General features: G+C 50.9%; 30 protein-coding genes. 13 read left to right on the top strand and 17 right to left on the bottom strand.

All coding sequences use genetic code 11. The annotated features are described in order from the left end of the window. Positions 1 to 33: 33 nt before the first annotated feature. From bioB to bioA, 3 genes are read right to left on the bottom strand one after another with little or no spacing between them, the layout of a single operon-like run. A complete protein-coding gene (gene bioB / locus EFBL_RS15790; RefSeq protein ID WP_096183037.1) occupies positions 34 to 1,035 on the bottom strand; it encodes a biotin synthase BioB in 1,002 nt (333 codons plus the stop codon). Beyond that, a complete protein-coding gene (bioD, locus tag EFBL_RS15785) occupies positions 1,032 to 1,763 on the bottom strand; it encodes a dethiobiotin synthase (protein WP_096183036.1) in 732 nt (243 codons plus the stop codon). Before bioD ends, bioB begins: the two co-directional genes overlap by 4 nt. 4 nt (positions 1,764 to 1,767) lie before the next feature. Beyond that, positions 1,768 to 3,117, bottom strand: a complete 1,350-nt coding sequence (gene bioA / locus EFBL_RS15780) for an adenosylmethionine--8-amino-7-oxononanoate transaminase (protein WP_096183035.1) — start codon at positions 3,115 to 3,117, stop codon at positions 1,768 to 1,770. Positions 3,118 to 3,269: 152 nt separating this feature from the next. On the opposite strand from bioA, the gene bioF reads away from it, so the two are divergent. The 3 genes from bioF to bioC are packed head-to-tail and all read left to right on the top strand — an operon-like array spanning position 3,270 to position 6,012. Next, the gene (bioF, locus tag EFBL_RS15775; RefSeq protein WP_096183058.1) at positions 3,270 to 4,442 is read left to right on the top strand and encodes an 8-amino-7-oxononanoate synthase; all 1,173 of its coding nucleotides are present in this window, start codon (positions 3,270 to 3,272) and stop codon (positions 4,440 to 4,442) included. Continuing rightward, positions 4,439 to 5,176, top strand: a complete 738-nt coding sequence (locus tag EFBL_RS15770; RefSeq protein WP_096183034.1) for an alpha/beta fold hydrolase — start codon at positions 4,439 to 4,441, stop codon at positions 5,174 to 5,176. The genes bioF and EFBL_RS15770 overlap by 4 nt, the downstream gene beginning before the upstream one ends. Continuing rightward, entirely contained in the window at positions 5,173 to 6,012 is an 840-nt protein-coding gene (bioC, locus tag EFBL_RS15765) for a malonyl-ACP O-methyltransferase BioC (RefSeq protein WP_096183033.1), read from the top strand. The genes EFBL_RS15770 and bioC overlap by 4 nt, the downstream gene beginning before the upstream one ends. On the opposite strand, the gene EFBL_RS15760 is transcribed toward bioC, so the two are convergent. Then, positions 6,009 to 6,815, bottom strand: a complete 807-nt coding sequence (locus EFBL_RS15760) for a Cof-type HAD-IIB family hydrolase (protein WP_096183032.1) — start codon at positions 6,813 to 6,815, stop codon at positions 6,009 to 6,011. The two genes, bioC and EFBL_RS15760, sit on opposite strands and share 4 nt — an antisense overlap. Before the next feature lie 137 nt (positions 6,816 to 6,952). Between EFBL_RS15760 and EFBL_RS15755 the strand changes: the two genes are divergently transcribed. Then, a complete protein-coding gene (locus tag EFBL_RS15755) occupies positions 6,953 to 7,507 on the top strand; it encodes an RsfA family transcriptional regulator (RefSeq protein ID WP_096183031.1) in 555 nt (184 codons plus the stop codon). A 71-nt stretch (positions 7,508 to 7,578) separates the two neighbouring features. Here EFBL_RS15755 and fabL read toward each other — a convergent pair whose 3' ends face one another. Further along, on the bottom strand, positions 7,579 to 8,337 hold the full coding sequence (gene fabL / locus EFBL_RS15750; RefSeq protein WP_096183030.1) for an enoyl-[acyl-carrier-protein] reductase FabL: 759 nt from the start codon (positions 8,335 to 8,337) through the stop codon (positions 7,579 to 7,581). Between the two features lie 96 nt (positions 8,338 to 8,433). Next, complete coding sequence (locus EFBL_RS15745) at positions 8,434 to 8,925, bottom strand: DUF402 domain-containing protein (protein ID WP_096183029.1); 492 nt, start codon at positions 8,923 to 8,925, stop codon at positions 8,434 to 8,436. A 112-nt stretch (positions 8,926 to 9,037) separates the two neighbouring features. Here EFBL_RS15745 and EFBL_RS15740 point away from each other — a divergent pair, with 112 nt between their 5' ends. Further along, positions 9,038 to 9,925 carry a metallophosphoesterase gene (locus EFBL_RS15740; RefSeq protein ID WP_096183028.1) on the top strand — a complete coding sequence of 296 codons (888 nt, stop codon included), beginning with the start codon at positions 9,038 to 9,040 and terminating at the stop codon, positions 9,923 to 9,925. Positions 9,926 to 9,990: 65 nt separating this feature from the next. On the opposite strand, the gene EFBL_RS15735 is transcribed toward EFBL_RS15740, so the two are convergent. Beyond that, the gene (locus EFBL_RS15735; RefSeq protein ID WP_096183027.1) at positions 9,991 to 10,374 is read right to left on the bottom strand and encodes a YmaF family protein; all 384 of its coding nucleotides are present in this window, start codon (positions 10,372 to 10,374) and stop codon (positions 9,991 to 9,993) included. Positions 10,375 to 10,573: 199 nt separating this feature from the next. Between EFBL_RS15735 and fabI the strand changes: the two genes are divergently transcribed. Then, the gene (fabI, locus tag EFBL_RS15730; RefSeq protein WP_096183026.1) at positions 10,574 to 11,344 is read left to right on the top strand and encodes an enoyl-ACP reductase FabI; all 771 of its coding nucleotides are present in this window, start codon (positions 10,574 to 10,576) and stop codon (positions 11,342 to 11,344) included. Between the two features lie 693 nt (positions 11,345 to 12,037). On the opposite strand, the gene EFBL_RS20685 is transcribed toward fabI, so the two are convergent. After that, complete coding sequence (locus tag EFBL_RS20685; protein WP_165912426.1) at positions 12,038 to 12,214, bottom strand: hypothetical protein; 177 nt, start codon at positions 12,212 to 12,214, stop codon at positions 12,038 to 12,040. A gap of 84 nt (positions 12,215 to 12,298) precedes the next feature. Between EFBL_RS20685 and EFBL_RS15725 the strand changes: the two genes are divergently transcribed. After that, positions 12,299 to 13,324 (top strand): glycosyltransferase, encoded by a 1,026-nt coding sequence (locus EFBL_RS15725; protein WP_165912425.1) that lies wholly within the window; start codon positions 12,299 to 12,301, stop codon positions 13,322 to 13,324. On the opposite strand, the gene EFBL_RS15720 is transcribed toward EFBL_RS15725, so the two are convergent. The 6 genes from EFBL_RS15720 to EFBL_RS15700 form a co-directional block, all read right to left on the bottom strand. Further along, positions 13,272 to 14,006: a FadR/GntR family transcriptional regulator gene (locus tag EFBL_RS15720; RefSeq protein WP_096183024.1), complete on the bottom strand. Its 735-nt coding sequence runs from the start codon at positions 14,004 to 14,006 to the stop codon at positions 13,272 to 13,274. The genes EFBL_RS15725 and EFBL_RS15720 overlap by 53 nt on opposite strands. 3 nt (positions 14,007 to 14,009) lie before the next feature. Then, the gene (locus EFBL_RS15715) at positions 14,010 to 14,654 is read right to left on the bottom strand and encodes a Bax inhibitor-1/YccA family protein (protein WP_096183023.1); all 645 of its coding nucleotides are present in this window, start codon (positions 14,652 to 14,654) and stop codon (positions 14,010 to 14,012) included. A 44-nt stretch (positions 14,655 to 14,698) separates the two neighbouring features. Next, positions 14,699 to 15,073 (bottom strand): hypothetical protein, encoded by a 375-nt coding sequence (locus tag EFBL_RS15710; protein WP_096183022.1) that lies wholly within the window; start codon positions 15,071 to 15,073, stop codon positions 14,699 to 14,701. A 14-nt stretch (positions 15,074 to 15,087) separates the two neighbouring features. Then, positions 15,088 to 15,258 (bottom strand): hypothetical protein, encoded by a 171-nt coding sequence (locus EFBL_RS20680; RefSeq protein ID WP_165912424.1) that lies wholly within the window; start codon positions 15,256 to 15,258, stop codon positions 15,088 to 15,090. 190 nt (positions 15,259 to 15,448) lie between these two features. Then, the gene (mutY, locus tag EFBL_RS15705; protein WP_096183021.1) at positions 15,449 to 16,528 is read right to left on the bottom strand and encodes an A/G-specific adenine glycosylase; all 1,080 of its coding nucleotides are present in this window, start codon (positions 16,526 to 16,528) and stop codon (positions 15,449 to 15,451) included. Between the two features lie 64 nt (positions 16,529 to 16,592). After that, positions 16,593 to 16,817, bottom strand: a complete 225-nt coding sequence (locus EFBL_RS15700; RefSeq protein WP_096183020.1) for a hypothetical protein — start codon at positions 16,815 to 16,817, stop codon at positions 16,593 to 16,595. Between the two features lie 426 nt (positions 16,818 to 17,243). On the opposite strand from EFBL_RS15700, the gene EFBL_RS15695 reads away from it, so the two are divergent. Then, positions 17,244 to 17,480, top strand: coding sequence for an FmdB family zinc ribbon protein (locus EFBL_RS15695; protein ID WP_096183019.1), 237 nt, complete (start codon positions 17,244 to 17,246; stop codon positions 17,478 to 17,480). Positions 17,481 to 17,727: 247 nt separating this feature from the next. Here the strand turns inward: EFBL_RS15695 and EFBL_RS15690 are convergent, their stop codons facing one another. Then, the gene (locus EFBL_RS15690) at positions 17,728 to 18,918 is read right to left on the bottom strand and encodes an ornithine--oxo-acid transaminase (RefSeq protein ID WP_096183018.1); all 1,191 of its coding nucleotides are present in this window, start codon (positions 18,916 to 18,918) and stop codon (positions 17,728 to 17,730) included. 63 nt (positions 18,919 to 18,981) lie between these two features. Next, the gene (locus tag EFBL_RS15685; protein WP_096183017.1) at positions 18,982 to 20,097 is read right to left on the bottom strand and encodes an aminopeptidase; all 1,116 of its coding nucleotides are present in this window, start codon (positions 20,095 to 20,097) and stop codon (positions 18,982 to 18,984) included. A 325-nt stretch (positions 20,098 to 20,422) separates the two neighbouring features. Here EFBL_RS15685 and EFBL_RS15680 point away from each other — a divergent pair, with 325 nt between their 5' ends. The 5 genes from EFBL_RS15680 to EFBL_RS15660 all read left to right on the top strand — a co-directional run bounded on the left by EFBL_RS15680 (position 20,423) and on the right by EFBL_RS15660 (position 23,263). Beyond that, positions 20,423 to 20,872: a hypothetical protein gene (locus EFBL_RS15680; RefSeq protein WP_096183016.1), complete on the top strand. Its 450-nt coding sequence runs from the start codon at positions 20,423 to 20,425 to the stop codon at positions 20,870 to 20,872. A gap of 13 nt (positions 20,873 to 20,885) precedes the next feature. After that, positions 20,886 to 21,230, top strand: coding sequence for a hypothetical protein (locus tag EFBL_RS15675; RefSeq protein WP_096183015.1), 345 nt, complete (start codon positions 20,886 to 20,888; stop codon positions 21,228 to 21,230). A gap of 22 nt (positions 21,231 to 21,252) precedes the next feature. After that, on the top strand, positions 21,253 to 22,491 hold the full coding sequence (locus EFBL_RS15670; RefSeq protein ID WP_096183014.1) for a glutathionylspermidine synthase family protein: 1,239 nt from the start codon (positions 21,253 to 21,255) through the stop codon (positions 22,489 to 22,491). A gap of 35 nt (positions 22,492 to 22,526) precedes the next feature. Beyond that, the gene (locus EFBL_RS15665; protein ID WP_096183013.1) at positions 22,527 to 22,964 is read left to right on the top strand and encodes a DUF350 domain-containing protein; all 438 of its coding nucleotides are present in this window, start codon (positions 22,527 to 22,529) and stop codon (positions 22,962 to 22,964) included. Positions 22,965 to 23,035: 71 nt separating this feature from the next. Next, positions 23,036 to 23,263, top strand: a complete 228-nt coding sequence (locus tag EFBL_RS15660; RefSeq protein WP_096183012.1) for a hypothetical protein — start codon at positions 23,036 to 23,038, stop codon at positions 23,261 to 23,263. Positions 23,264 to 23,372: 109 nt separating this feature from the next. Here EFBL_RS15660 and EFBL_RS15655 read toward each other — a convergent pair whose 3' ends face one another. Continuing rightward, positions 23,373 to 24,644, bottom strand: a complete 1,272-nt coding sequence (locus EFBL_RS15655) for a DUF4097 family beta strand repeat-containing protein (protein WP_096183011.1) — start codon at positions 24,642 to 24,644, stop codon at positions 23,373 to 23,375. Between the last annotated feature and the right edge of the window lie 34 nt (positions 24,645 to 24,678).

The following is a 24,678-nucleotide window of genomic DNA, read 5'->3' as shown; positions in this document are numbered from 1 at the left end:
ATGGGGGTCCATCGGTGCTGGTTTTTATTATGTCTACAATGCACACTCCTCAATCTCGAATCCCAGGTCTTCAATCATCTGCCAGTCGGCCATCGGTTCCTGCCCTGCAGTTGTCAGATAATCCCCGACAAAAATCGAATTGGCCGCATATAAGCCCATCGCCTGCAGATGGCGCAGATTCACTTCCCGTCCGCCGGCAATCCGGATTTCCTTTGAAGGATTGACAAAGCGCATCATGGCCAGCAGTTTCAAACACTTTCGGGGAGTCAGTTCCCGCCGGCCTTCCAGAGGTGTACCGTCAACCGGGTTCAGAAAATTGCAGGGAATCGAGTCTGCATCCAGGTCACGCAGCGCAAAGGCAATTTCCACCGCTTCTTCCTCCGACTCTCCCATGCCAAAGATGGCCCCGGAGCAGGGGGAGATGCCCGATTCTTTCACCTTTCTGACCGTATCGACACGGTCCTCGTATGTATGGGTGCTTGTAATATTGCTGTAGTTGGCAGCACTTGTATTCAGGTTATGGTTATAGCGGTGAACTCCCGCCGCTGCCAATTTGCTGGCGTGTTCCTCGTTGAGGAAGCCCAGACAGCAGCAGATCTTTAGATCCGTAGTCTCCCGGATCTCCTTCACCGCATCCGCCACATGGTCGATTTCCTTGTCGGTGGGGCGGCGGCCCGAAGCTACAATGCAGTAGGTGCCCGCCTTGCGGCGAATAGCCTCTTGCGCTCCCTCAAGAATCTTTTCTTTTGTCAGCCAGGCGTATTTGTCAACCGGCGCTTCCGACACTATGGATTGGGAACAGTACCCGCAATCCTCCGGGCACAGTCCGCTTTTTGCGTTGATGATCATGTTCAGCTTTACTTTTTTGCCGTAGTACTTTTTTCTAATAAGAAAAGCGGCATGCATAATGTCGAGGAGCTCGTCATCGTCCGCTCTCACAATCGCCAGCGCCTCATCCCTGGATACCGGCACTCCTTCAAGCACTCTTGTGGCGATTGCCTTCCAATCGAATTGTTGGGTAACTGCTTGTGTCACTGTTGTCCCCTCCCGGAATTTTCTTTTTTCAATAAGTAGCCTGACATTATGGTGTCGATATCGACACTTTCCTTGATCGATTGTCTGACCTCTGGGGGTTCAAAATGCTCTCCCAACCAAGGAACCGTTCCAAGTACGGGAACCTTTGCCCATTGTTCGATCAAGCCGGGATTCGTTTGCTCAGCAACTCCAATCGGACTGCTGCCGAGTCCCGATAGAACAACGCCGATCACATCAATCCCTCGCTGTCGGGCAAATTCGACTGTCAAAACCGTTTGATTGACAGTCCCCAAGCTTGAGCGCGCGACAATCAGCAAAGGCAGCCCCAAACGGGCAGCCACATCCGCCACAAGGGTGTTCTCCGTATACGGAACTGCTAACCCCCCTGCCCCTTCCACAATGACAAATGGGTGATGGTTCGCAATTCTCCGGTATCCTGCTTCGATATCCTCCAAAGTAACAGAGACTCCTGCACGGCGCATTGCCACCAAAGGTGCCAGCGGTTCTGAAAACGAACAGGGACAAATCGCATCGAGAGGGTCTTCAACACCCGCAAGGGTTTTCAACCTTGCAGCATCTCCTTCAGGATCCGCTGCAAGATGGCCGCTTTGCAAAGGTTTGTAGACTCCGGCATCGACGCCCCGTTCCCGCAGGACACCCGCCATTCCTCCCGCAATCAGCGTTTTTCCTACACCCGTATCGGTTGCTGTAATAAAAAGACCGTTCACAGTGTCACGCTCCCTCGGTGACATCAACAATTGCTTGCTCAAGAACAGTCAGCATCTCATCCAATTCCGCTTCGGTGGACGCCAACGGCGGCATAAACACAATTACATTCCCTAGAGGGCGCAGCAGCATTCCCAACTCACGGCATCGCCGGCAGACGCGAATCCCCACCCGGTCTTCCCAGGGAAATTCCTCTTTGGTCTCTTTGTCGGCAACAAGCTCCACACCGACCATCAGCCCTTTTTGCCGGATATCTCCCACATGTTTTCGTTCACGCAGCCTAGACAGTCTCCGCGATACATGTTCCGCTTTGCGGGCTGCTTCCTGAACCAGATCGGTATCCCGTATCAGCTTCAAATTGGCAAGGGCCACCGAACATCCTAACTGATTCCCGGTATAGGAATGGCCGTGGAAGAAAGTTTTCTTCTCTTCGTAATCGCCAAGAAAAGCCTCGTACACCTCATCGGTTGTCAATGTGGCAGCCAGCGGCAGGTACCCGCCTGTAATTCCTTTTGCTACTGCCATAATGTCCGGCGTAATCCCGTCATGTTCGCAGGCAAACATCTTCCCGGTTCGACCGAATCCGACCGCCACTTCATCGGCAATCAGCAAAACATTGTACCGATCGCACAATTCCCGGAGCTGTCGCATATATCCATTGGGCATGATGATAATCCCGCTCGCGCCTTGTACAACAGGCTCTACAATCATCGCGGCAATCTCATCCGCCTTTTCTTGCAAAAGCGCCTCTGTTTCTTGCAGACAGAACTCTGCACACCGGTCCCCATGAGGACTCCGGTAGGCAAATGGATAAGGGATCCGATAGGCGGGGAACAGAAGTGATGAGTACGCTTTATGAAAAAGATCGATGGCACCTACCGATACCGCACCGATTGTATCCCCGTGGTATGCTTCCTTCATTGTGATAAACCCTTTTTTCTCCGGTCTTCCCTTGTGCTGCCAATACTGAAAAGCCATTTTGACCGCGATCTCAACCGCTTCCGCACCTGAATCGGAGTAGAACACTTTGTTTAATCCCGGAGGGGTGAGTTCCACAAGCTGCTCAGCCAATAAAATTGCCGGTACGTTTGCCATGCCCAGCAGTGTGGAATGAGCGATTTTCCCAAGCTGTTCCTGAATCGCCTTGTCGAGCTCAGGAACCCTGTGCCCATGTACGTTTAACCAGATTGAAGAGACGCCGTCCCAATACTCGTTCCCGTTCACGTCTCGCAGCTTTCTCCCCTGGCCGCTCTCAATAATCAGCGGGTCATCCGCCAGATAGTCCTTCATTTGTGTAAACGGATGCCACAGAAACTGTTTGTTTTTGGCGGCCAACATTTCGTATGTAATCTCCATTGGCCTCCCCCGATCTTCACAACCAAAAGTTAACATCGTTCACAAATCAAGTTGACAATTCGATGATACCATTGCATGATTTTCTTAGGCAAGAAAAATTATGCAACAAAAAATCCTGATCCGGGATGATCCTTATGAATTCACAGATGAAGATGAAAGATAAGTTTTTATCGGAGTTGGAACAGTTGAAAAGAATCTCGCAGAAACGAGATCTGACGGAAGTCGAACAGGCGGAACAGCCATGGTTGTATAAGAGCGGAAAGCGATTATTGAATCTCGCATCCAATAACTACCTCGGATTGGCGGGACATGAACGGCTGAAAAAAGCGGCCTGTGTTGCAACCGAAACTTACGGCTGCGGCTCGACAGCTTCCCGTCTGATCGTCGGGAACCATCCTGCTTACCGACTGGCGGAAGAAGCCCTTGTAAAGTGGAAAGGCAGCGAAGCGGGGTTAATTTTTAACAGCGGATATACAGCCAATATCGGCATTATTTCCAGTCTGATTGGCAGAGACGGAATCGTATTTAGCGACAAATTGAATCATGCGAGCATTGTTGACGGAATTGTGATCAGCCGGGCCGAACATCAACGTTATCGGCACAATGATTTGGATCATTTGGAAGCATTGCTGCAAAAAGCTCCACTTGAAAAAAACAAGCTGATTGTGACCGATGCCGTGTTCAGCATGGACGGTGATCTTGCCGATTTGAAAGGATTGGTGGAGGTAAAGGAGCGGTACAATGCGATTTTGATGGTGGATGAAGCCCACAGCAGCGGCATTTTTGGTCCACAGGGGCAAGGGTATGTACATCTGTTGGGCTTAGAGGATCAGGTTGAAGTGCAAATGGGGACATTCAGCAAAGCTTTGGGCTGTTTTGGCGCTTATGTGGTGGGGAAGCGATGGCTGATTGATTATTTGATCAATAAAGCGCGCAGTTTTATCTACACCACCGCCTTACCGTCCGGGATACTCGCTTCGATCACGGAGGCCATCACGTTGGTCCAGGAGGGTTCCAGCCGCAGGGAAACCTTACGGGAGCACAGCCGCTTTTTCCGGCAGGAACTGGCACGCTTGGGTTTTCATCTGTGCGGCAGTGAAACCCAGATTGTACCAATCTTGGTCGGTTCGAACGAGCAAACGGTTCTCTTTAGCGAAAAACTGCAGGAAATGGGGATTGCCGCTATCCCGGTAAGACCTCCAACGGTTCCGGAAAACCAGGCCCGCATCCGCTTTACTATTATGGCAACCCATCAAAGACAGGATTTAGCCGATGCGGTTGCCAGGATTGCACAGGTCGGTCGGGAATTGGGGGTCATCCAATGAGCCGCACTCCGCTTCTTTTATTGCCGGGCTGGGGGATGCCGTCTTCCGTTTGGAAGCCTATGCTTCCCGAATTGGAACGTTCATTTGAGCTTTTGTTTGTTGATTGGTGCGGAATCGTTGATCTGGAAGGATTTCAGCGTCAAGTCCTTTCGGTCATTCACCGGAATTCATTAGATCGTTTTTCAGTAATGGGCTGGTCATTGGGGAGTCTGGCCGCGTTGCAGACGGCGGCGATGTATCCGTCGCGTGTCGGGAATTTGATTCTGTTTGGAGCAACCAGCCGGTTCATATCGGATGAAAAAGCAACAGAACCTGCCGGTTGGCCGAAACGAATTGTGGAACGAATGAAACGCCAGTTGCTGAAAGATCCAACCCAAACACTGGATGCATTCTACCATTCGATGTTTTCAGAAGATGAGAAACTTAAAGCACTGGATGAAATTTTTATAAACCAGCTGCATGAGGATCAGCCCTATTCGGTGGAGGAATTGGTCGCCGGGCTGGATTACCTGATTGAAGCTTCCGCCAGGAAGGATGTGAATTTGATCCAATCGCAGGTTCTTCTCATTCATGGGGAAGCGGATCAGATTTGTCCACCGGAAGCTTCCCGGATCATCGCCAGCGGGGTAAGCGGCCCGGTTCACTTGGAACTGCTGGCCAACACAGGGCACATTCCTTTTTTTACTCAACCCCAACAATGTTTGTCCGTTATTAAGGAGGCGCTAAAACTATGATCACGGCTGGGATCGATAAACGGCTCTTACAAAAAAGGTTTAGTCAAAACGCAAAAACATACGATCAGTATGCCAACGTGCAAAAAACCATGGCCGGAAAATTAATGGATCTTGCACTCCGGGCTTTTCCTGCAACCGGCTTCCATCCTCCTCGAGAATTTCGCATTTTGGAAATTGGCTGTGGAACCGGGTTTTTAACATCTCAATTGCTGCGACACTTTCCTAATGCTTCGATTACTGCCGTGGATCTGGCACCGGGGATGATTGAGATTGCAAAACAGCGGATCGCAGGGGAATCGGTCGACTTTCGTGTCGGTGATATTGAAGAAATGGATCTGGACGGCACTTACGACCTGATTATTTCGAATGCGACTTTTCAATGGTTCAATCAACTGCCGCTCACCGTAAAACGGTTGTTTGATGTGTTAGGGCAACAAGGAGTCCTTTTATTTTCCACGTTCGGCCCTCGTACTTTCGAAGAACTACATGCTTCCTTCGAACTAGCTCAGCAGAGGTTCGGTTTACCCGATCAAGAAAGGCCGGGACAATCATTTTACAGTTCTTCTGAATTGAAAAAACGGGTGGCGGATGCTTTGGATCCCAGTGATTATCAGATCGAACACTCTGAGTCCTTAGAGGTAGAAAGATTCCACTCGGTCCGCGATTTCTTGACTTCGGTAAAAAAAATAGGGGCCAGCAACAGCAATGCCGGACCGCATTGTCAACGGCCCGGCGTAATGAAAGCAATGATCGCGATCTACGATCGGCAGTATCGGGAGGAAGATACGATTCCCGCCACTTACCATGCGATTTTTATAAAAATTGGTAAACTCTAAGCGTCTTTGAGGAACAGTTCTTCTAAAACGGATGAGAGTCCGTTATTTTCATTGGTATCGGCAATTCGGTCGGCTACTTTTTTCAAGACAGGATTCGCGTTTCCCATCGCGATTCCAAGCCCCGCCCACTCAATCATCTCCAGATCGTTCTCTTCGTCTCCGAAGGCGATTACGTCTTCCCGTGCAAATCCCAATTGATCCACCAGAATCTCCAGCCCCGTAGCTTTCGAGATATTGGCCTTTATGACCTCCAACACATGGTAGGGGGCGCTCCAATACCGGTGGGCAACCATTCCGCCAAAACTTTGATTAAGCGTCTCCCGCAGAGGCTGAATCGTTTCTTTGCTTGTGCGGATCAGCATACTGGTCGGGTGCTCCAGCAGGTATCTCTCAATCGGGCCTACTCCTGTCGGATCGGAGCCATCTCCCAGAAAATGAATCAATTCATCGATTTGTTGGGCAAAGTACCGGTCTTTGATCTCCATCATCACGTTATCCACACCAAATCGCTTGCACTCCCCGAGTATTTGCAAGGCTACTTCCCGTTCCATAGGGAAATGGATGTCAAGTTCCGGTCGGGCCGGGTCGTGAATCAATGCGCCATTGAAATTGACCATTGGAGTCGTCAGCTCCAGTTCCCGGTGGTAATTCACGCTGCTTCGCGGCGGGCGTCCCGTTGCAATCACGACTTCATGCCCCAACCCGCGCACCCGTTTGATGGTCTGCTTGGTTCTTGCAAGAATCGTTTTGTTGTGCGTTAACATTGTGCCATCCAAGTCGATGGCGATCAATCGACGCTTCATGATTGCAGCTCCCCTCTGGTTATGCTATGCGTCAATGTATGTTTTTGAATTATAGCATGATTGCTGCAAAATAATGTATCAATCTTCCAATATACGGACATAAAGATAGTATAAAAGGCCTATTTGGAGGGATATAAGTGGAAACTGTAGAACGTTGGACCACGCGATCGGATGCTTGGACACTTGAAGACGACAACCGGCTGGCTGAGATCGTGTTACGCCATATTCGGGAAGGCAGCACCCAATTGAATGCGTTTGTGGAAGCCGCCAACCTGCTGGGACGCACTCCGGCTGCCTGCGGATACAGATGGAACGGAGTCGTCCGCCGGAATTACACCGATGAAATCAAGCAGGCGAAACAGGAGAAGAAGAGCCTGTCCGCCATGAAAGGACAATTCTCCCGCCGCCGGCACTGGACGCCCGATTTGGAAGACACGACAATTGACGGGATCATACGGGCACTCAAACATCACGAGCGCCTCTATTATGAGTTGCTCGACCGCAACCGGGAGCTGCAGGAACGTGTCAATCTGCTGCAGCAGGAACTGGAACAGTTGCAGTATGAGAACCGGCAGCTTCGGGAGCGGGAACCGTCTGCAGCTCCTGTCGAGCAGCTTACGGAAGATTCCAGGACACTGCTCAAAATCATGGAGCGAGCCCGCAAACTGCTGGAAGCGGAAGAACAAAAATAAGGAAACGGCTGACTCCCGAGCTTGGCGCGAGAGAAACGCGCCTGCCGGTTGTCAGCCGTATTTCTTTGTCATCACCCCAGCAAAGATACTCCTCCATCGACTACGATGGTTTGTCCCCGAATCATCCACGCCTCGTCGGAACACAGGAACGCCACTGCATTGGCAAGGTCCTGAGGTTCCACAATGCGTCCTGCCGGTGTGCGTTTTCTCGCTTCCTCCAGCAACTGCTCCCGGTTGGGGAAGTGCGTCAGGGCGTCCGTATCGACTGCACCGCCTGAGACCGCATTCACAATAATGTTTTTCGGGGCCAGTTCAACCGCCAGGTAACGTGTTAAAGCTTCCAATGCCGCTTTGGATACCCCGACCGTGGTATAGTTTTCAAGCACACGCATGGATCCAAGGCTCGACAGGGAGACTATGCGTCCGCCCCTCCTCTTTTCCATCAAAGGAACTGCTCGTTGTGCGCTAAACAACAGAGCTTTTGCATTGATCTCCATCGTCCAGTCCCAATGGTTTTCTTTCAGCTCCATCAGAGGCAGGAGTACGCCGGAGGCGGCATTTGAGACTAGGATATCCAATCCCCCGTAAATTGACTCAATTTCCGAAAACATCTCATCGATTTTTTCCAGGTCACCGACGTTGGCTTTGATCACATGGCAGCGCACTCCCTTGGCGCGGATCTGCTCCGCCGTTTCTTCAGCCGGTTTGCGATTGCGAAAGAAATTGACAATAATGTCACAGCCTTTGTCAGCCAGCGTGAGCGCGATGGTTTTGCCAATTCCCCGGCTTCCCCCTGTCACCAGTGCGATTTTTCCATTGAGTGAAGTCATGGCACCCTCCCAAAATTTCGTTTCTGCCAACTGCAAACCATTATATCATCAATGCCGGACTCTCTCATCCCCGGGCACCCTGCAATCCCCGTCCCTTCATAGCCGGGTCCTCTGGTTGCTATCCTTGAACGGCCCCCGACGCTCATGAATGGCCCTGAGCAGTTCTTGAAGCCCTTGTTCCACCCGCTCCCGAACCTCCTGGGGATAGCCCATGACACGGGAATTTTCCTCAAATTCTTCCCGGTCCAAAACCTTATGGGTACCGTCAGCATAAACATAAACGTCAAGATCATAATCGACAAACCGGACAATGCCAGCTTCCGCATCGTATTGTGCGGGAGACGCCACGTTGCAGTACCACTCTGTTCCTTCCTCTTTCTTCAGGACAAATGCATTGAACCAATGCGCCGGTGAAAAATGGGCCTCCACTCCATAGGGACTGGACCAAACGGAACCGTCCGGGTTATAAACCGGGGTATGTGCCGGAATCAACAGCAGCAGAGGGTTTTCCGCCTTAACCCAGGCCGACTCCCATACACGATGCCTCGCTTCATTATGTTTGGTTGAGATAATGGTCACTTTCCGCATTTAAAAGCCTCCAGACTCGATATTTGCCAGATCCTGACCCATGATTTTTTGCCTGGTATCCCGTATGATAGAGAATAGTTGACATAAAACGGAACGGAGAGGAGTGATCATCTTGATCTGGTGGGGAATTCTTGCATTGCTTGCAGCGATTCTTGTCTATTCTTATTGGAACACATTCCGCCCTGTATTGCGAGAGGTCGAGATGACCATTCCGCACAAAAAAGGGCTGGGCGAAATAAAGATTCTTCAACTGTCCGACCTGCACATGGAACGGCTGTCGATTTCCCCGCAGCGCCTGTATGATCTGGTGGCTCCGGTAAATCCGGATCTGATCGTGCTGACCGGTGACTATCTGGATCGCTACCATAATATTGGCAAAGCGTTGGAATATATGAAAACCGTAAAAAGTTTGAACCCGAAATATGGTGTCTACCTGGTATTTGGCAACCACGACCACTATCTGGGCGACCGGATTGACGAGTTTCAACAGGCGATCGAGTCAACTGGGTGCCGCGTGCTGCGAAACGAATCGACCACGTTTGATGTGGAGGGGACCCGTATGACAATTATCGGCGTCGATGACCACTGCCTTGGCAAGAGTGACATTGAGCAGTCCTTTGCCAATATTCCGGAAGACGGAATTCATCTGGTGCTGGCTCATGACCCGAATACGGTTCTTGACATGCGGGATCATCACAAAGCCGATTATATTCTGTCGGGCCACTTCCACGGCGGACAGTTTAACCTGATTCCCTTTCTGCACCGCTGGTTTGGTTTTGGCGGTCTGTCAAAGCGGGACATCCTGAAGGGCTTGCATGTGGTGGGCGGAAGAACATTGTATATCTCTGAGGGCATGGGGCAAAGCGGACTCAACGTCCGCCTCGGATCCCGACCTGAAATTACCGTTCACACCCTGCGTACCGGCGCCGTCCTGCGAGGTGCGCCAACAGCGGTGCCGGTTGTTGAGCCCCTGACTCCTGCTGTGGAAAGTGGATTCTAACTTCTTTCTTGACCGTTCCGATGAAAAAAAGGAGTCCTTTAAACGAAAGGGCTCCTTTTCTGTCGCTACACAGTGGTTCTGCCACTGTACGAATGTACATGAGGAATACGGCCGCTGACTGTGGTAAATCCCTCAAAATAATGAATATGTCCCCCATTTGGCAAAGGAACGGCAGGTCCTGTTCTACCGCGAATCACGTGTGTATGACCGTCGTCAAAGGATGTGGCTGTGCAATAGGCATGGGTATGCGGCACCCCGCTGGGCGCGGGTTCCGTAGTTCCCGCATACCTGTGATTGTGTCCGGCGTCATAAGATGTGGTACCGGAGAATCCGTGAACATGCAAGGGACGCCCGTCCCATGTGACGAGAAACATTTCGTGGAAATGCTCTGAACCGGACTTCTCTTTACCCGAATGGCAGACAAATCCGTAAACCCGTTTTTCCTTCATGGCATCCTGCCCCTCCCCTCATCGTTTGAAAATCCTTTTACAGATAATTCAACTGCACAGGGCGGTGAAACATACAAATGCCCCAAAAGGTTTGCCTATTCTGCAGACACTACAGACGTATCAGTCGAACTTGTACAACACTTCTGGTAAAATGAAGAAAAGCATGCCAAACAGGAAAGTTTGAAAGGAGTTCTGATGGATGCAGAATTTGCTGAAGGGAAAGACCATCTTGGTTATGGGCGTTGCCAACGAACGAAGCATCGCCTGGGGAATTGCCCAATCCTTACATAACGCAGGTGCAAAACTGGCTTTTACTTATCAGGGAGAACGCGTGGAACGCCGAATTAAGGAACTTGTGGCCGATATGCCGGACAGCGTCGTGCTTCCTTGCGACGTCACCAAGGACGAAGAAATCGACGCGGTGTTCGCGACACTTGAAAAAGAAACCGGCACCCTGCACGGTTTGGTGCATTCACTGGCATTTGCCAACAAAGAGGATCTGGAAGGGCTGTTTGTTGATACTTCCCGTGCCGGGTACGCACTGGCGCAGGACATTTCCGCATACTCGCTGGTAGCCGTGACACAAAGGGCTCGCAAGCTGATGAAAGATGGCGGTTCCATCCTTACCATGACCTACCTGGGCGGGGAGCGTGTCGTCCAAGGCTATAACATGATGGGAGTAGCCAAAGCGGCACTCGACAGCTGCATGAAGTATCTGGCTGCCGACCTCGGGCCGGAGAACATTCGTGTGAACGCCATCTCCGCAGGTCCTATCATGACGCTTGCCGCTCGCGGAGTCCGTGATTTCTCCACCATGTTGAAGCTCGTATCCGAGAAAGCTCCGCTTCGCCGTGGTGTGACGCAGGAGGAAGTTGGCAATACGGCGCTGTTCCTCATGTCCGACCTGTCTTCCGGCATCACCGGCGAGATTATTCATGTGGATGCGGGCTATAACATTCTGGCGTTGTAAAAATAAACTTGGCATTCGCCAAGTCTTTTTCTTGGTGAATGCCATAGTTACAGTGACAAGCGCTTAGGCAGCGCCCAAGTGCAAAGCCGCCTGAAAGGTAAGAAAAAATAGCACTGTATTTCAGGCTTATTTTTATCGACTCAAAGTTACTGGCAGAAATAAGACTGTTATTCAGTCCTATATGCTATTTCTTGTTTGCGCACCTCAAGAATCCCCCGAATAAGTCTGAAAATCAGTTCTATTCTTGCAGTGGCAGTCAAAAAGCCAAAAATAAGGCTGACAATCAGTCCTATTTTTACAAACGAATGTATTATGTAAGGCCCCACCGACCTTTCAACCGCCTTCCAGCACCATCATTAGCCGCACGTATACATCCGGTTGCTCATCGGTCGCCCACTCAGCCAATTGCTTGAGGGCGGTTTCCGTTACCGTTATCACAGCTTCCACCTCCATTATGTATAATCCGCCCCCGCTAATTCCCAAGCTATTACAGAAATTGCCGAGTAGCGGCAGAAATCAACAGTCCTACCGGAGGTGTCCAATTATACCTGCATTGGGCCAGGCGCTACCTGGACCGTCCGGACAGCGCCCGGTTCCATTCTGTTCAGGACGTTCTGTATTGTGCCTTACGAATTCGCCGGTTGACAAAGAAACTCCTAACCGGGAGAATATCTAAGTAAAGACTTTTAGGGATTATTGCAGAAACCTTTTTTTCAGGGAGAAGCCGCCTCCCGCCAGCAGCAAGGCCAGAATCAGGAAAAAAGCAGCCAATCCGAACATGGCTTTCGAGATCATGATCCCGACCATGGCAAAGCTGCCCATTACCAGCAAAGTCAGAACAAAATATGCCGCTTTCACTTTTCCGGACATCTCATGAACCCCCGATCCAATCTTTAGGACATAATACCATCGGTGTATGCATCTCATCAACCAATAATGAAAGAGGACACCCGAATGAACATATTGCTTGTACTGCCTCCAAACCAGCCCCGCTCCGGCGGAAATGTCACCTATTCCAACCGTATGAAAAAAGGATTGGCGCCACGCGGCATCCATGTGGAAATCCGCAGCCTGGACCGTGTTGCGCCCGGCGATTATGAGAAGGCAGACCTGGTACACGTGTTCAATGCATTCCGTACCGGGAGGTACGTCCTGCCCGTTGTCAAAGAGATGAAGAAGCCCATGATCCTTACAATCACGGGCACCGACATCAACGAATACATGACAAAAGAAGAAACAAGGCAGGAAACGTATGCAGTTGTCGACTATGCATCCCGCATCATTTCGCTCACCGAATCTTCCCGGCAGCAATTGATCAAACTGGTTCCGGCAGCTGCAGCCAAGTCTCTGGTGGTCAATCTGGGAGTCGATTTGCCGGCAAACAGCGGCAAAAACCGTTCCCACTTTGGATTGTCGGACAAAGACTTTATCTTCCTGCTCCCGGCCGGAATCCGGCCTGTCAAGAACCCGTTGGCGGCTTATGAACCGCTTCGCCGGGTCCATGCCGTACATTCTGGAGCCCGCTTTGTTGTTGCGGGACCCAATATGGACAACACACTGTTTTCCGATTTTGAGAAAAAAATGAAGGCAGCCGAATGGGCCACCTATCTGGGCGAAGTGGAACATTCCGATATGCCCGACCTTCTGCTGTGCTCCGATGTGGTGCTGAACACCTCCAAATCGGAAGGCCTGTCGCATGCATTGCTGGAAGCCATGTCCCTCGGCAAACCGGTACTGGCATCAAAAGTTCCGGGCAATGTGGACCTGATCCGGGACGGAGAAAACGGATTCCTTTATGAAAACGAAGACGAATTCGTGTCAAAAGCCCTTGCTTACATGGAGGATCCGGTGCTCCGTCAGCAATTGGGCGAAACAGGGCAGCAGTGGGTTCGCAACCGCTATTCAGTCCGGCAGGAAATCGACACATTCAATACGATCTACAACCAGGTCCTGAATCCGGTTTGTCTGAAGTGCGAATAGGTTTCTCCAGCACATCTTTCACCTTATCGAGATACTTCTCCGCAATACGGGACGCCAGATCCGGGCGTCCTTCTCTTATGGCATCCGCCCATTCCCGGTAATATTGGGCGACTTCAACAGAAGGCAAAATGCGAAGAGTAGCCCTGTTCACGTCAATCAGGGCTTCCGTCAGCGCATTCATCAGATTCTGGATCACCGGATTGCCGGTGGCGGCCGCGATTGCTTGGTGAAACCGGATATCCGCTTCCACCAGATCGTTGTCCGAAACGGCCCATTCAAACTCCGTCAGCGCTGCCGCTATTTCCTCGTAAGCCTCGCCGGTCCGGTTCAAAGCCGCCCAGCGGCTGGCGCCCACTTCAAGAATCGTCCGAACCTGATGCAGGTCGATCAGATCGTTGCGGCCGATCAGAAGTGCGGCCTGAAGCGGCGCAAACAGATGCTTGTCCAGATCCACCCGGGAAACGAACGTTCCGTCTCCCTGGCGCAATTCCAACAACCCCTTCGCTTGCAGGGAGGACAACGCCTCTCGGATGGTCGGGCGGCTTACCCCAAACTGTTTCGCCATCTCCTTCATGGACGGAAGTTTGTCCCCCGGGTTCAGATATCCTAGTTCAATCCATCTTTCAATATCGGCTGCCACTTTTTTGTAGATTTTGGACCCGGCTGCAAGTTCCCGCTTCATGCTTTACTCGTCCCGGCCCAGATTCAGCCCAAACAGTCGCAGGATAAAGAGAAACAGATTCACAAAGTTCAGATACAGATTCAGCACCACGATCGGCACATCTTCCCTTTCCACTCCGTAACGGGTGATTCGGGAGATGTCATATAACGTGTACCCGATAAAGATCAACACGCCAAGCAGGGTGTACACCCAATTGGCCGTACTGGAAAAAGGAATGAACAGCCCCACGATCCCCATTCCCAGCAATGCGATCAATCCGACAAACAGAAAGCCTCCGAGAAAACGGAAATCCGCTTTTGTAATGGTGGCATACAGTGCGGCTCCGGCGTATGCAATTGCAGTAACGGCAAATGCTTGCAGCACAACTTGTGCTCCCAGATCACTGTAAGCCCTAATGATCGGATACAGAGTAATGCCCGAGATGAAAGTAAAAGTGTACAGGAATCCGTATCCCACCGCTCTTTTGCGGCGAATGAACATCGCTGCCACAATCATGATCAGTTCCACAACCATCAGGGGCAGCATCCATGCGGGAGGAACAAACTGGCCTGCGGCAAGCCCAACGGCTGCAAACAGCAAACTGAAAAACAGAGCGGGAAAAATCGCCCCCATGGTCAACCTTGATCCCGTGGTGTAACTTGGATACATGGCATTCTCCTCCTTATCACACTTACCTTTTTGACATGGACATCTTACGTCCCAAATCGGGAACTTAACTTGGTGGCCAATTTCGAAATGTCCGATTCGTTCAGTGCCCGGCCTTCCTTTTGCAGTTTCTCGCCAATCCTGCCGAGTTCTTCATGAATGTACTCAATGACCTCGTATTTGTTTTGCCCTTTCTTCATTTCAATCGCCGTATGTCCGAGCTGGTCGATATAAACTTCCCTTCCTTCGTTCGACCCGGTAGGAACCGATTTGTCGTACACGATGACAATGCCCGAATTGTTAACGATAAAGTAAACGGTGAAGTATGGGGATTCGAAAGAATTCTCCCCATAGATGAAAGATGCGCAGACACATCTCTCCAATTGCTTGATTGTGAATTTGACTGTAGGTTCAACAGACATAGAATCCTCCGGTATCAGCAGGACGACTGCGGCCCGTTTGGCACGCGCACGCTAAAGTTGTCTTCCGCTTCATCGTAATCAATATGAATTTCATCCACCTGTGATGCCACAAACGGATCAAACAGAAACCGCAGCCCTTTTGCTTCCAACTGCTTGTCGTTGGCATTTGACTCGTCCAGAGTCAATTGGTATTTGGGACCCCCTCAACCGGGTGTAACCTTAATGCGGATGCCCAAATGCTCTTCCTTGTATTCCTTCCGGATCTCCTTGATCTTGTCAACTGCAAGATCGCTGATGATAACCAAACCGGACCAGCCTCCCTCTTCATTTTAGCATATTCAAGAAACCCGCGAACCCGTCCCGTGATTCTTCCCCTCAGACCAATCCCTGCAGCGCTTTGGCCAACTTCTGATGTGCAACGGGCATCGGCACATCACTCAGCTGCCACACGTTTAACCAGCGGATTGCTTCCGCATCGGGGCATGAATCGCCTGTTATGCTGCAGGAAAATGCTTTCAAGTTCCAGTGAAGGTGGCTAAATGTATGCTGTACGTCGGCAAAGTGGGATTGTATCTCTATAGGCTGGGCATATTTTTCCGGAAGTATCCGTTGCAGTGTCTCCTGATGGGTATCACCCGGTGCCACTTCACCGCCTGGAAACTCCCACATGCCCGCCAACAGTCCGGTCAGAGGCCTGCGAACAACCATCACTTTATCTCCGTTCCAAACGATCCCTGTTGCAATGTCAATTGGCTTCGGCGGTTTCTTCTTTCCCTTGACCGGCAGATCTTCCTGCATGCCCTCCGCATGAGCCCGACAAACCTCTTGCAAAGGGCACTCGGGGCACCTGGGATATTTGGGGATGCACACCTTTGCCCCCAACTCCATCAGCGACTGGTTGAAATTTGACGCCTCTCCCGGTGGAATCAGAAATTCGGCCAGGGATTCAAACTTCCTGCGGGCAGCAGGTTTGGACACATCGTCCTCAATCAGGAATAAGCGGGACAACACCCGGAATACGTTGCCGTCAACCGCCGGAACCGGTACATTGTACGCAATCGACAAGACTGCCCCCGCCGTATAAGGCCCCACCCCTGACAGGGAAGAGATCTCCTCAAGCGTATCGGGAACCCGTCCGCCGTAATTGGCATGGACTTCCCTCACGGCTGTCTGTAAGTTGCGGACCCGGGAGTAGTAGCCCAGCCCCTCCCACAGTTTCAGCACTTCTTCTTCCGGAGCTGTCGCCAGCGCTTCCACGGTGGGATATCGCTCCATAAAGCGATTCCAGTAGGGGATGACCGTTTCGACTCTTGTTTGCTGCAGCATGACTTCAGAAACCCAAATCTTGTAGGGATCCTTGGTTCTCCGCCACGGAAGATCCCGTTTGTTTTCCATATACCAACGCAGGAGCCGCCTTCCGACCTCCACAGCCTCCTGATAGCTTACCTCAAGCATGATAAAAAAAGCCCCTTTCTCCCTCCATTATATGTTAGGGAAAAGGGACTTGCATAGTTTGAGTCTACCGCCACAGGCCATAGCGGTTGCCAGGCATGGCAGTCATATTCTTATCGGAGCCGGCCGCCAAGTCTCTTACCGGGCGGCCCATACCAGAAGCAATCGGCAATCCAACCGGGGCTGCCGCTTGATCGGCCCCCTGGGCAACCATATCGATTTCCGTTTGAAATTCGCTGTGTTCTGTCTCCTGCAGGAAAGGGATCTTGAACAGCAAGTAATACTTATCCACCTCTGACTCCTCCTTCGGCAATACAAAGCAAAGACACATAGTGCTTGGGGCGGAAGCCTGATATTGCGCCTTTAACTCAATCTATGCCGGGAAAAGTTTCCACGCCACGCTGTTTTCAGGCCTTTTCCTTCAGAAAAGACCAAACCAAAAAAACAGCAACCACACCGATCAAAGCAGGCCATTTGTAAGCACCGTACCAGTTGTAAAAAGTTTCCCAAAATTTATTCCAGCCCGCCAACCCCATGCTACCACCTCGTGTGCGCTCGTAATCCAGTCAACTTCAGTATATAAGGCAGGCTTGATCGGGAAAAGTTAAGTTTTGATTACAAAAATGGACAGGTTGCCAAAGCAAACAACGGGACGTAAAATACTAATAGGGGTATATTGAGAGAGCCTTAGAAAAAGGTACCATGGAGGTGACGGGGATTGCCGAATTATGATTTTCGCTGTCTTGCCTGCAGCCATGAATATGAGGAACGGGTGGCTTTCTCGGAGAGGGAGAAAGTGGCTTGTCCGAAGTGCGGCAGCAAAGAAAAGCAGCAGCTTTTCAAAGCCGGGGCGGTAAAGGGGCCTGTTGCAGGTTCCGCAGGAACCAACGGTTCCTTTGGTTGTGGCGGCTCCAGTGCATTGGGTGGATGTGGGTCCGGTACGGGTTTCACCTGAGCGGGATAGAAGGGAAACAGTTGTTTCCCGAAAAAGAGCATCCCAGGCCTTAATGGTGATTACGAAAATAGCCCATTTTACAGATAACGGATAGAGGACCTTATTCAGGATTTTGGGATGAAGCGATCTCCAAAAAACCTGAATAAGGAATCGAAAATCCGTTACGTAAAAAATGGGCTTTTTTGCTGCTCAATAAAGTGTCAAAAATCCGTTATTTAGCTGAGTGTTACCTACTCTGCATTATCCATTAGCTCAAGACCTGTTTAATCCTTTCAAGTGCCCAGTCGAGTTCTTCCCTGCGGATTACCAAAGGAGGCGCGAAGCGGATCGTGGTCTCGTGCGTTTCCTTGCACAAAAGGCCCAATTCCTTCAGTTTCTCGCAGTAAGGTCTTGCCTTTGTGCGCATCTCAACCCCGATGAACAATCCGCGTCCCCGGATTTCCTTAACAACCGGATTGCGGATTTCCCGCAGCTGGTTCAGAAAGTATTCGCCCAGTTCCGCCGATTTGGCAACGAGACCTTCATCCTCAATTACGTCCAGAGCCGCCGAGGCGACGGCGCAAGCCAGCGGGTTGCCGCCAAATGTCGACCCGTGGGAGCCCGGTTCGAACACGCCCAGCACTTCCTTGTCAGCCGCAACGGCCGAGACGGGCATGACGCCGCCGCCAAGGGCCTTTCCAAGCACATACATGTCCGGCTTGACTCCTTCCCAATCGCAGGCAAACATCTTGCCGGTTCGTCCGAGACCGGTCTGGATCTCATCCGCTATAAACAGTATATTGTTTTGCTTGCATATGTCGTGCACCTGGCTCAGGTATCCTACAGGTGGAATCACAATCCCCGCTTCTCCTTGGATCGGCTCCATCAAAACAGCCGCCGTGTTCGGTGAAATGGCCTGCTTCAGAGCTTCGATGTCCCCGTATTGTACAATTTTGAACCCGGGTGTAAGCGGGCCGAATCCACGCTTGTATGCCTCATCGGAAGAAAACGAAATGATGGTGGTTGTCCGCCCGTGAAAGTTTCCGGTAAAAGTGATAATTTCCGCCTGGCTGTCAGGGATCTTTTTCACATTGTAGCCCCAACGGCGAGCCGCTTTGATTGCAGTCTCCACCGCTTCCGCACCGGTATTCATCGGCAGGATCATGGACTTGCCGGTTACCCGGGCCAATTTTTCATAGAACCGGTTCAATTGATCATTGTGAAAAGCGCGGGAGGTCAAAGTGACCTTATCCGCCTGATCCTTTAACGCCTGAATGATTCGCGGATGGCGGTGACCCTGGTTGAGGGCAGAATAAGCGCTCAGCATATCCATGTAGCGATTGCCTTCGGGATCCTCCACCCATACACCTTCCGCCTTGGAAATTACTATCTGCAGAGGATGATAATTCCGCGCGCCAAATTTCTCTGTTTGTTCGATTACCTCGCGAGTTGACAGCATACACATACCTCCGTTTGGTTCTTCAGTCCTTCCTTACCGGTTCCCCCATTAAACCGGAGTGTCCTACTTCAAGTTTTCCGGATTGAGTCCTTCCAGCTCCGGAATTACGAAACGTCCGTCTTTACGGATCAACCGGTCATCAAACCAGATTTCACCGCCGCCGTATTCAGGACGTTGGATCATCACCATATCCCAGTGAATGGCCGATTGGTTTCCGTTGAACGCGTCGTCATAGCATTGTCCCGGCGTGAAGTGGAAGCTGCCGTCAATTTTCTCGTCAAACAAAATGTCTTTCATGGGCTCGCGGATGTAGGGATTGAACCCAATGGCAAATTCCCCAATGTAACGAGCGCCTTCGTCCGTATCCAGAATCTTGTTGATCCGCTCCGTATCGTTGGCGGTTGCATTGACGATTTTACCGTCTTTGAATTCCAGACGGACGTTCTCAAAAGTGAACCCTTGGTAAGGAGTGGGTGTGTTGAAAGAAATTACGCCGTTGACCGAATTGCGGACAGGCGCGGAGTACACTTCTCCGTCCGGTATGTTCAGGCCGCCATCGCACTTGACCGATCCGATTCCTTTGATGGAGAAGGTTAGCTCTGTTCCGGGTCCGGTAATTTTCACCCGGTCCGTCTTGTCCATCAATTCCTTCAACGGGTCCATCGCTTTTGACATTTTTGCGTAATCCATGGTGCATACGTCAAAGTAGAAGTTTTCGAACGCTTCCGTGCTCATGTTGGCCAGCTGGGCCATGGACGGATTCGGGTAGCGAAGAACCACCCATCTGGTTTTCTTGACACGGGTGCTGCTGTGCACGACATGGTTATAGAGCGAACTGTAAAGCCTCATCTTGTCATCGGGCACATCGGACATTTCGGAGATATTGTACCCGCCGCGAATTCCGATATAAGCCTGCATTTTTTCCATTTGGAACCTGTCAAACTCGGCCCAGGTCCGCATCTGCTCTTCTGTTCCTTCCAGTACCAGCTGGCGGATGACCGATTGGTCGCGCAGATTGACAAACGGATTCCCGCCCGCCTTATGTACCGCTTTCACCAGTTCCTTTACAAGCGCCGGATCGATTCCGAACGCTTCGATTAACACGTTTTCGCCCTTTTGCACTCTGGTTGAATAATTTACCAGAACATCAGCCAGCTTTGAAAGCCTCGGATCCAACATCGATTCTGCCCCCTCTGCATATTCGTCCTTATTCAAACATACTTATTGTACCTTAGGATGCGCGTATGTACCAGTGAGTGGGTATAAAGAGCCACACAAGTGCAGAAGCAGCGGACTGACAAACCATGAAACTTCGAAGAGACTCCGGCATCCTACTCTGATATATTGGTAGTAGCGAATCAAGGCAGATTTGCGAGGTGAACCCAAGCCGTCAACAGAAACATGGGTCCGTCCCTTGGAACAAATTAACTTTCACCAGGATTGAAACCTTCTAATAATATACCCGTAATACTCCATGTACCCTGCTATCATAGGAGGAACGGCCATGCCAAGACTTGAGTACCGGCTGTTGGATGAGGACAAAGGATTTCCGGTTCTGTATTATTATGACATGATCGATAAGGATGAGATCTCCCTGCGCTTTGCCTGTGACTACTTTGTCAAAGACAAGGTCGTGTACGAGAAGACTTCCTGTGCGATCGAACTTCCCAATTACATTATCTATGTTAAGCCCGCGGAGGATGAACAGGTTGTGGATCCGGGCGTACTGTCGGCTCCCCGCTGGGGCGGCATCCGGATCGAAGTCCGGGAATTCCGTGAAGGAACGGCCTTCTACCCCATAATTCACACTTATGATTTTCTTGACGATGACGATGCCCTGCTTCATTTGCAAAGCGACTATCTTTACCTTTATGGGCGGGAATGGATGAAGACTTCGACCGAAGTGGATGAGGACCGGAAGGTCTATGTATTCTATGCCCAACCGACTACTTAGGAGGTAACTGAAAATGCAGAATAAAACTTCCCGTTTGGTCGGGTTGTTTGCCGCAACCGCACTCACGATTTCGGCCGGCTGTTCATCAGCCCAGCCTGCAGTTGTCGATGACGACTACGAGTGCACGGACGAAAACAATGACGGATATTGCGATCAAGATGGAACTCCCATTGACGACGACGATTCTTTCATATACAAAAACGGCAAAAAGTACTACAAAAAAATAAAATCCGGAGTAACTTCCGGGTCTGTTTCCAAGCCATCCACCGGCTCTTCTTCGTCCGGAATCACCAGCGGTTCTTCGGGTTCCAGTTCCAAAGGCGGCATCGGAAGTTCCGGCGGATCCAGCACCAGCTAACAGAATAAGTGGGCGAATACACATGAACTTATCCTATGAGCAAAGGCGCAGCACCCTATATGGCCCCCTCAGGGAAGAAGGGATTTTTACCTGGGACCATATGTACGGTGAAGAATATGCACTGGCTTCCCTTCATATGATTGACGAGGAATTCCGCAAGGAAATCGCTTATGCGACCGAGCAACTGGGACTCATTTTTTCCAAAGTGATCCCTGTCCTGCAGCAGGGCCCTGATGAATTGCTGGTGGAACTGGGCATTCCCAAACAGGCGCTGGGGGCTGTACGACTTTCCGTTTGGCCTGAAATCCCCACTTTAATCGGGCGGTTTGATTTTGCCCAGACTCCTGAGGGGCTGAAAATGCTGGAATTCAATTCCGACACCCCGACCAGTATCGTAGAAGCCTACCACGTGAACGGAAGAGTGTGCCAATCCTATGGTGTTAAAGATCCAAATCTGGGAATGGCCGGTCACTTGCGGGACGGATTTCAGCAACTGGTGCTTCGCTATAATCAGAAGGGCTTTGAGACCAAACGGATTGTTTTCAGTGCTTTGGATTGGCATGAAGAAGACAAGGGAACCGCCAAGTACCTGTTGAATGTATCTCAACTGGAAGGTTTGTTTGTGCCACTGGAAGATCTAAGAGTATATGAGGATTCATTGCATTACCTGGAACAGGAACAGTATATTCCCATTGATGTGCTTTATCGCCTGCACGCTCTGGAAAAAATGGCCGAGGAGCAGGACGCCGACGGGTACCCAACAGGAGCCCATGTACTCGACCTGATCGCCCGGAACAAGCTGGCGGTCATCAACCCGCCGTCAGGGTTTCTTGCACAAACCAAGGCTTTGCAGGCACTGATCTGGAATCTCCATGAATCGAAAGAGTTTTTCACTGACAATGAGCATCGTGTCATTGAGACCTACATGCTTCCTACCTACATGGAAAACCGGTTTCTGGGAACCTCCCCCTTCGTCAGCAAACCGATATTTGGCCGCGAGGGTGGTGGAGTCACCCTGTTTGGCAAAGACGGGGAACTGATTGCCAGGGATCTGGAGAACGATTATTGGGAGCAGCCGATGATCTACCAACAGCTCGCAGAGTTGGAAACCGTTGAAGTCGAAACGGTAAAGGGACTCTATACCGGTAACTTGCTGTGGGGATCCTTTCTTGTCGGCGGGAAAGCATCCGCCATTGTTGCCCGTGTCGGCGGGAAAATCACCGGAAACCTGTCGTTTTATTTGCCTGTCGGACTTACCTGATTATAAAGAGAGCGACTATGAGAGGAGACGTTAGCATGTTTACACAGTGGCCGAATATCATGAATTTCTTGATGTATCTGGGAGTTACCTTGCCCATTCTGGCTTTGGGCATCTTTGTTTTTATGATCACCACTCCCTACAGAGAATATAAGTTGATTCGCGATGGAGCGGACACCAATGATCCGCAAAAAGCCGCTGCAGCCAAAGCGGCAGCCCACGATCTGGGCGGAAAAATAATCGGTCTGTCCATTGTCCTCGCCTCTGCCGTCTATAATTCCGTTAATTTGCTTGACCTTGTAGTTTGGGGAATTATTGGTACGTTGTTCCAGGTGCTCGTATTCTATCTGTTTGAATTGGTTACCCCGTTTCGTGTGGTCTCCGAAATTCCCAAAGGAAACGTGTCGGTGGGAATCTTCGCATCGAGGCTTAGTGTGGCAACGGGACTGCTGATGGCAGCCCTAATCAGTTACTAATTTCGGGCAGTTACTAATTTCCTCACATCGATCCGCATCCTTGGCGCAAAATAACTTCAGGGGGTGGTTCTATGTGGGAGATGGTATCGAACATGGTTCCGGCGGCAACCCGGATGATGGGACGCCGCAACCGCGGCATGAACACGGCAACCGCCATGCTGGTGGGAGCCGGCATCGGAATTGCTGCATGGGAAATAATGCGCCGCAACAATGCCATGGGCAACCTGCGCAGCAACATGAACATGAACAATCAGGGAATGGGCGAGATGGCAGAAGAAGTGCTTAATGCCATCAAGTAGAGGGACCCCCGTTCAAAATGTTGCCGTCCATGGCAACAACGCGGGATCGTTCATCATGAACGAAGAGGCACGGGGACTTCCCCGTGCCTTCTTTTCAGCAAGCCAGACTTTACAGATTTGCGTTCAGAGTGATGGCCCCATCGTCTGTACGGACGAGTACAGGATAGGTGCCTTTCCCCATTTTTTCCGTTACCTTGGAACCCTCCGCCGTTGAATCGGACTTGGTCGGTCCCTTTACCAATCCACGGTTGGATTCACCGGCAAACTCAATATGGGATCCTGCAGGTATGCGCAGCGATACCATACCACGGGATGAATTCAACATCCACGGCCCTCCGACCTCACTTTCCACCGTGATGCCTCCGGTTCCCGAGGACAAAGTCAACCCCTTCTTGACATTCGCCGCCTGAATGGGGCCGTTTTCAATTCGCGCTTCCACATCCCCCTGCACCGAATCAATCTGGATTCTTCCGTTTTTGCAGAAGATACGCAGTGATTCGTCAATATGGCTTGCCCGGATTTGGCCGAAAGTATTCTCGAGGATCGCTTTCCCCTTCACTTGATCCACTTCCAAGGTGCCGGCTTTCGTTTTCACTTCCAAATCGCCTTCAATGTTTCTGGCGACAATTTCCCCGTTGTCATCTGCGATGATGGCTTTGCCTTTGATCCGTTCCACTTCCACTCTGCCCAACTCCGTGCTTACAACCAAATCCCCGGCATGATCCTGAACGGTGACATTTCCTGTATGAGTAAGAATCTGGAGGGCCAGCTTAACAGGTATAAGAATTTCCAGATCGACTCCCGTTATTTTCGAAGTAGCATTGAGCGACGGATCCACTTCAATACGGAGAGTGGACCCCGTGGTCACTCGAGGCATCCCGTTCTTCGCTTCTTCGTTCGCCTGCTGTGAGTTCAGGTTCCTGACGTGGACTTTGGTCTTAACCACGATGGAAGAAGAATTGGATTTGTTCACTTTGATGGTACCCGTCCGGCTGAACACTTCCAACCGCTGAATGTCTTTCGGGTCAAAGGAGGCTTCCGGCAAATCGACAGTCTTGTCGGACAATGCATCCCGGACGCTGCCCAGACTTGTCTGTACAAACCCCTGCATACTTTGCTGGGAAATCAAAGTGATGGAGAAAATCCCAACCAGACAAAGCAGCGCAATGCTGCGGGCATCGATCCGGATCTCTTCGTTCACTTTTTGTTTCTTGACGGAATACAGACTCCACAAAAGCTCGATACCCAACCCCAGAATAATAAGCGGCCAGAAAGGCAGCACCTGGGACAAAACCGGCTTGTGCGCCACCTGGTCAACCAGCAGTATGATCCCAAGTACCAGCAGGGTGAGAGCGCTTGTGAGTGTTCCAACTTTGCGCATATGAACAACTCCGATTTTTTAGCGGGAATTCCTG

This window comes from Effusibacillus lacus (genome assembly GCF_002335525.1).
Taxonomy (GTDB): Bacteria; Bacillota; Bacilli; order Tumebacillales; family Effusibacillaceae; genus Effusibacillus; species Effusibacillus lacus.
Note: the sequence above shows the minus strand (reverse complement) of the source record. Positions and strands in the feature narration are given on the sequence as shown.

Excerpts from the sequence above, each read along its gene's own strand:
- EFBL_RS15660 (WP_096183012.1), top strand. The coding sequence starts at position 23,036 with ATGTGGGAGATGGTATCGAACATGGTTCCGGCGGCAACCCGGATGATG.
- EFBL_RS15675 (WP_096183015.1), top strand. The coding sequence starts at position 20,886 with ATGCAGAATAAAACTTCCCGTTTGGTCGGGTTGTTTGCCGCAACCGCA.
- EFBL_RS15715 (WP_096183023.1), bottom strand. The coding sequence starts at position 14,654 with ATGTATCCAAGTTACACCACGGGATCAAGGTTGACCATGGGGGCGATT.
- bioC (WP_096183033.1), top strand. The coding sequence starts at position 5,173 with ATGATCACGGCTGGGATCGATAAACGGCTCTTACAAAAAAGGTTTAGT.
- bioA (WP_096183035.1), bottom strand. The coding sequence starts at position 3,117 with ATGGAGATTACATACGAAATGTTGGCCGCCAAAAACAAACAGTTTCTG.
- EFBL_RS15770 (WP_096183034.1), top strand. The coding sequence starts at position 4,439 with ATGAGCCGCACTCCGCTTCTTTTATTGCCGGGCTGGGGGATGCCGTCT.
- EFBL_RS15680 (WP_096183016.1), top strand. The coding sequence starts at position 20,423 with ATGCCAAGACTTGAGTACCGGCTGTTGGATGAGGACAAAGGATTTCCG.
- EFBL_RS15665 (WP_096183013.1), top strand. The coding sequence starts at position 22,527 with ATGTTTACACAGTGGCCGAATATCATGAATTTCTTGATGTATCTGGGA.
- EFBL_RS15690 (WP_096183018.1), bottom strand. The coding sequence starts at position 18,918 with ATGCTGTCAACTCGCGAGGTAATCGAACAAACAGAGAAATTTGGCGCG.
- EFBL_RS15720 (WP_096183024.1), bottom strand. The coding sequence starts at position 14,006 with ATGAAGCGGGAACTTGCAGCCGGGTCCAAAATCTACAAAAAAGTGGCA.
- fabI (WP_096183026.1), top strand. The coding sequence starts at position 10,574 with ATGCAGAATTTGCTGAAGGGAAAGACCATCTTGGTTATGGGCGTTGCC.
- EFBL_RS15745 (WP_096183029.1), bottom strand. The coding sequence starts at position 8,925 with ATGCGGAAAGTGACCATTATCTCAACCAAACATAATGAAGCGAGGCAT.
- EFBL_RS15710 (WP_096183022.1), bottom strand. The coding sequence starts at position 15,073 with ATGTCTGTTGAACCTACAGTCAAATTCACAATCAAGCAATTGGAGAGA.
- EFBL_RS15655 (WP_096183011.1), bottom strand. The coding sequence starts at position 24,644 with ATGCGCAAAGTTGGAACACTCACAAGCGCTCTCACCCTGCTGGTACTT.
- EFBL_RS15735 (WP_096183027.1), bottom strand. The coding sequence starts at position 10,374 with ATGAAGGAAAAACGGGTTTACGGATTTGTCTGCCATTCGGGTAAAGAG.
- fabL (WP_096183030.1), bottom strand. The coding sequence starts at position 8,337 with ATGACTTCACTCAATGGAAAAATCGCACTGGTGACAGGGGGAAGCCGG.
- EFBL_RS15670 (WP_096183014.1), top strand. The coding sequence starts at position 21,253 with ATGAACTTATCCTATGAGCAAAGGCGCAGCACCCTATATGGCCCCCTC.
- mutY (WP_096183021.1), bottom strand. The coding sequence starts at position 16,528 with ATGCTTGAGGTAAGCTATCAGGAGGCTGTGGAGGTCGGAAGGCGGCTC.
- EFBL_RS15760 (WP_096183032.1), bottom strand. The coding sequence starts at position 6,815 with ATGAAGCGTCGATTGATCGCCATCGACTTGGATGGCACAATGTTAACG.
- EFBL_RS15685 (WP_096183017.1), bottom strand. The coding sequence starts at position 20,097 with ATGTTGGATCCGAGGCTTTCAAAGCTGGCTGATGTTCTGGTAAATTAT.
- EFBL_RS20685 (WP_165912426.1), bottom strand. The coding sequence starts at position 12,214 with ATGTCCGGAAAAGTGAAAGCGGCATATTTTGTTCTGACTTTGCTGGTA.
- EFBL_RS15725 (WP_165912425.1), top strand. The coding sequence starts at position 12,299 with ATGAACATATTGCTTGTACTGCCTCCAAACCAGCCCCGCTCCGGCGGA.
- bioF (WP_096183058.1), top strand. The coding sequence starts at position 3,270 with ATGAAAGATAAGTTTTTATCGGAGTTGGAACAGTTGAAAAGAATCTCG.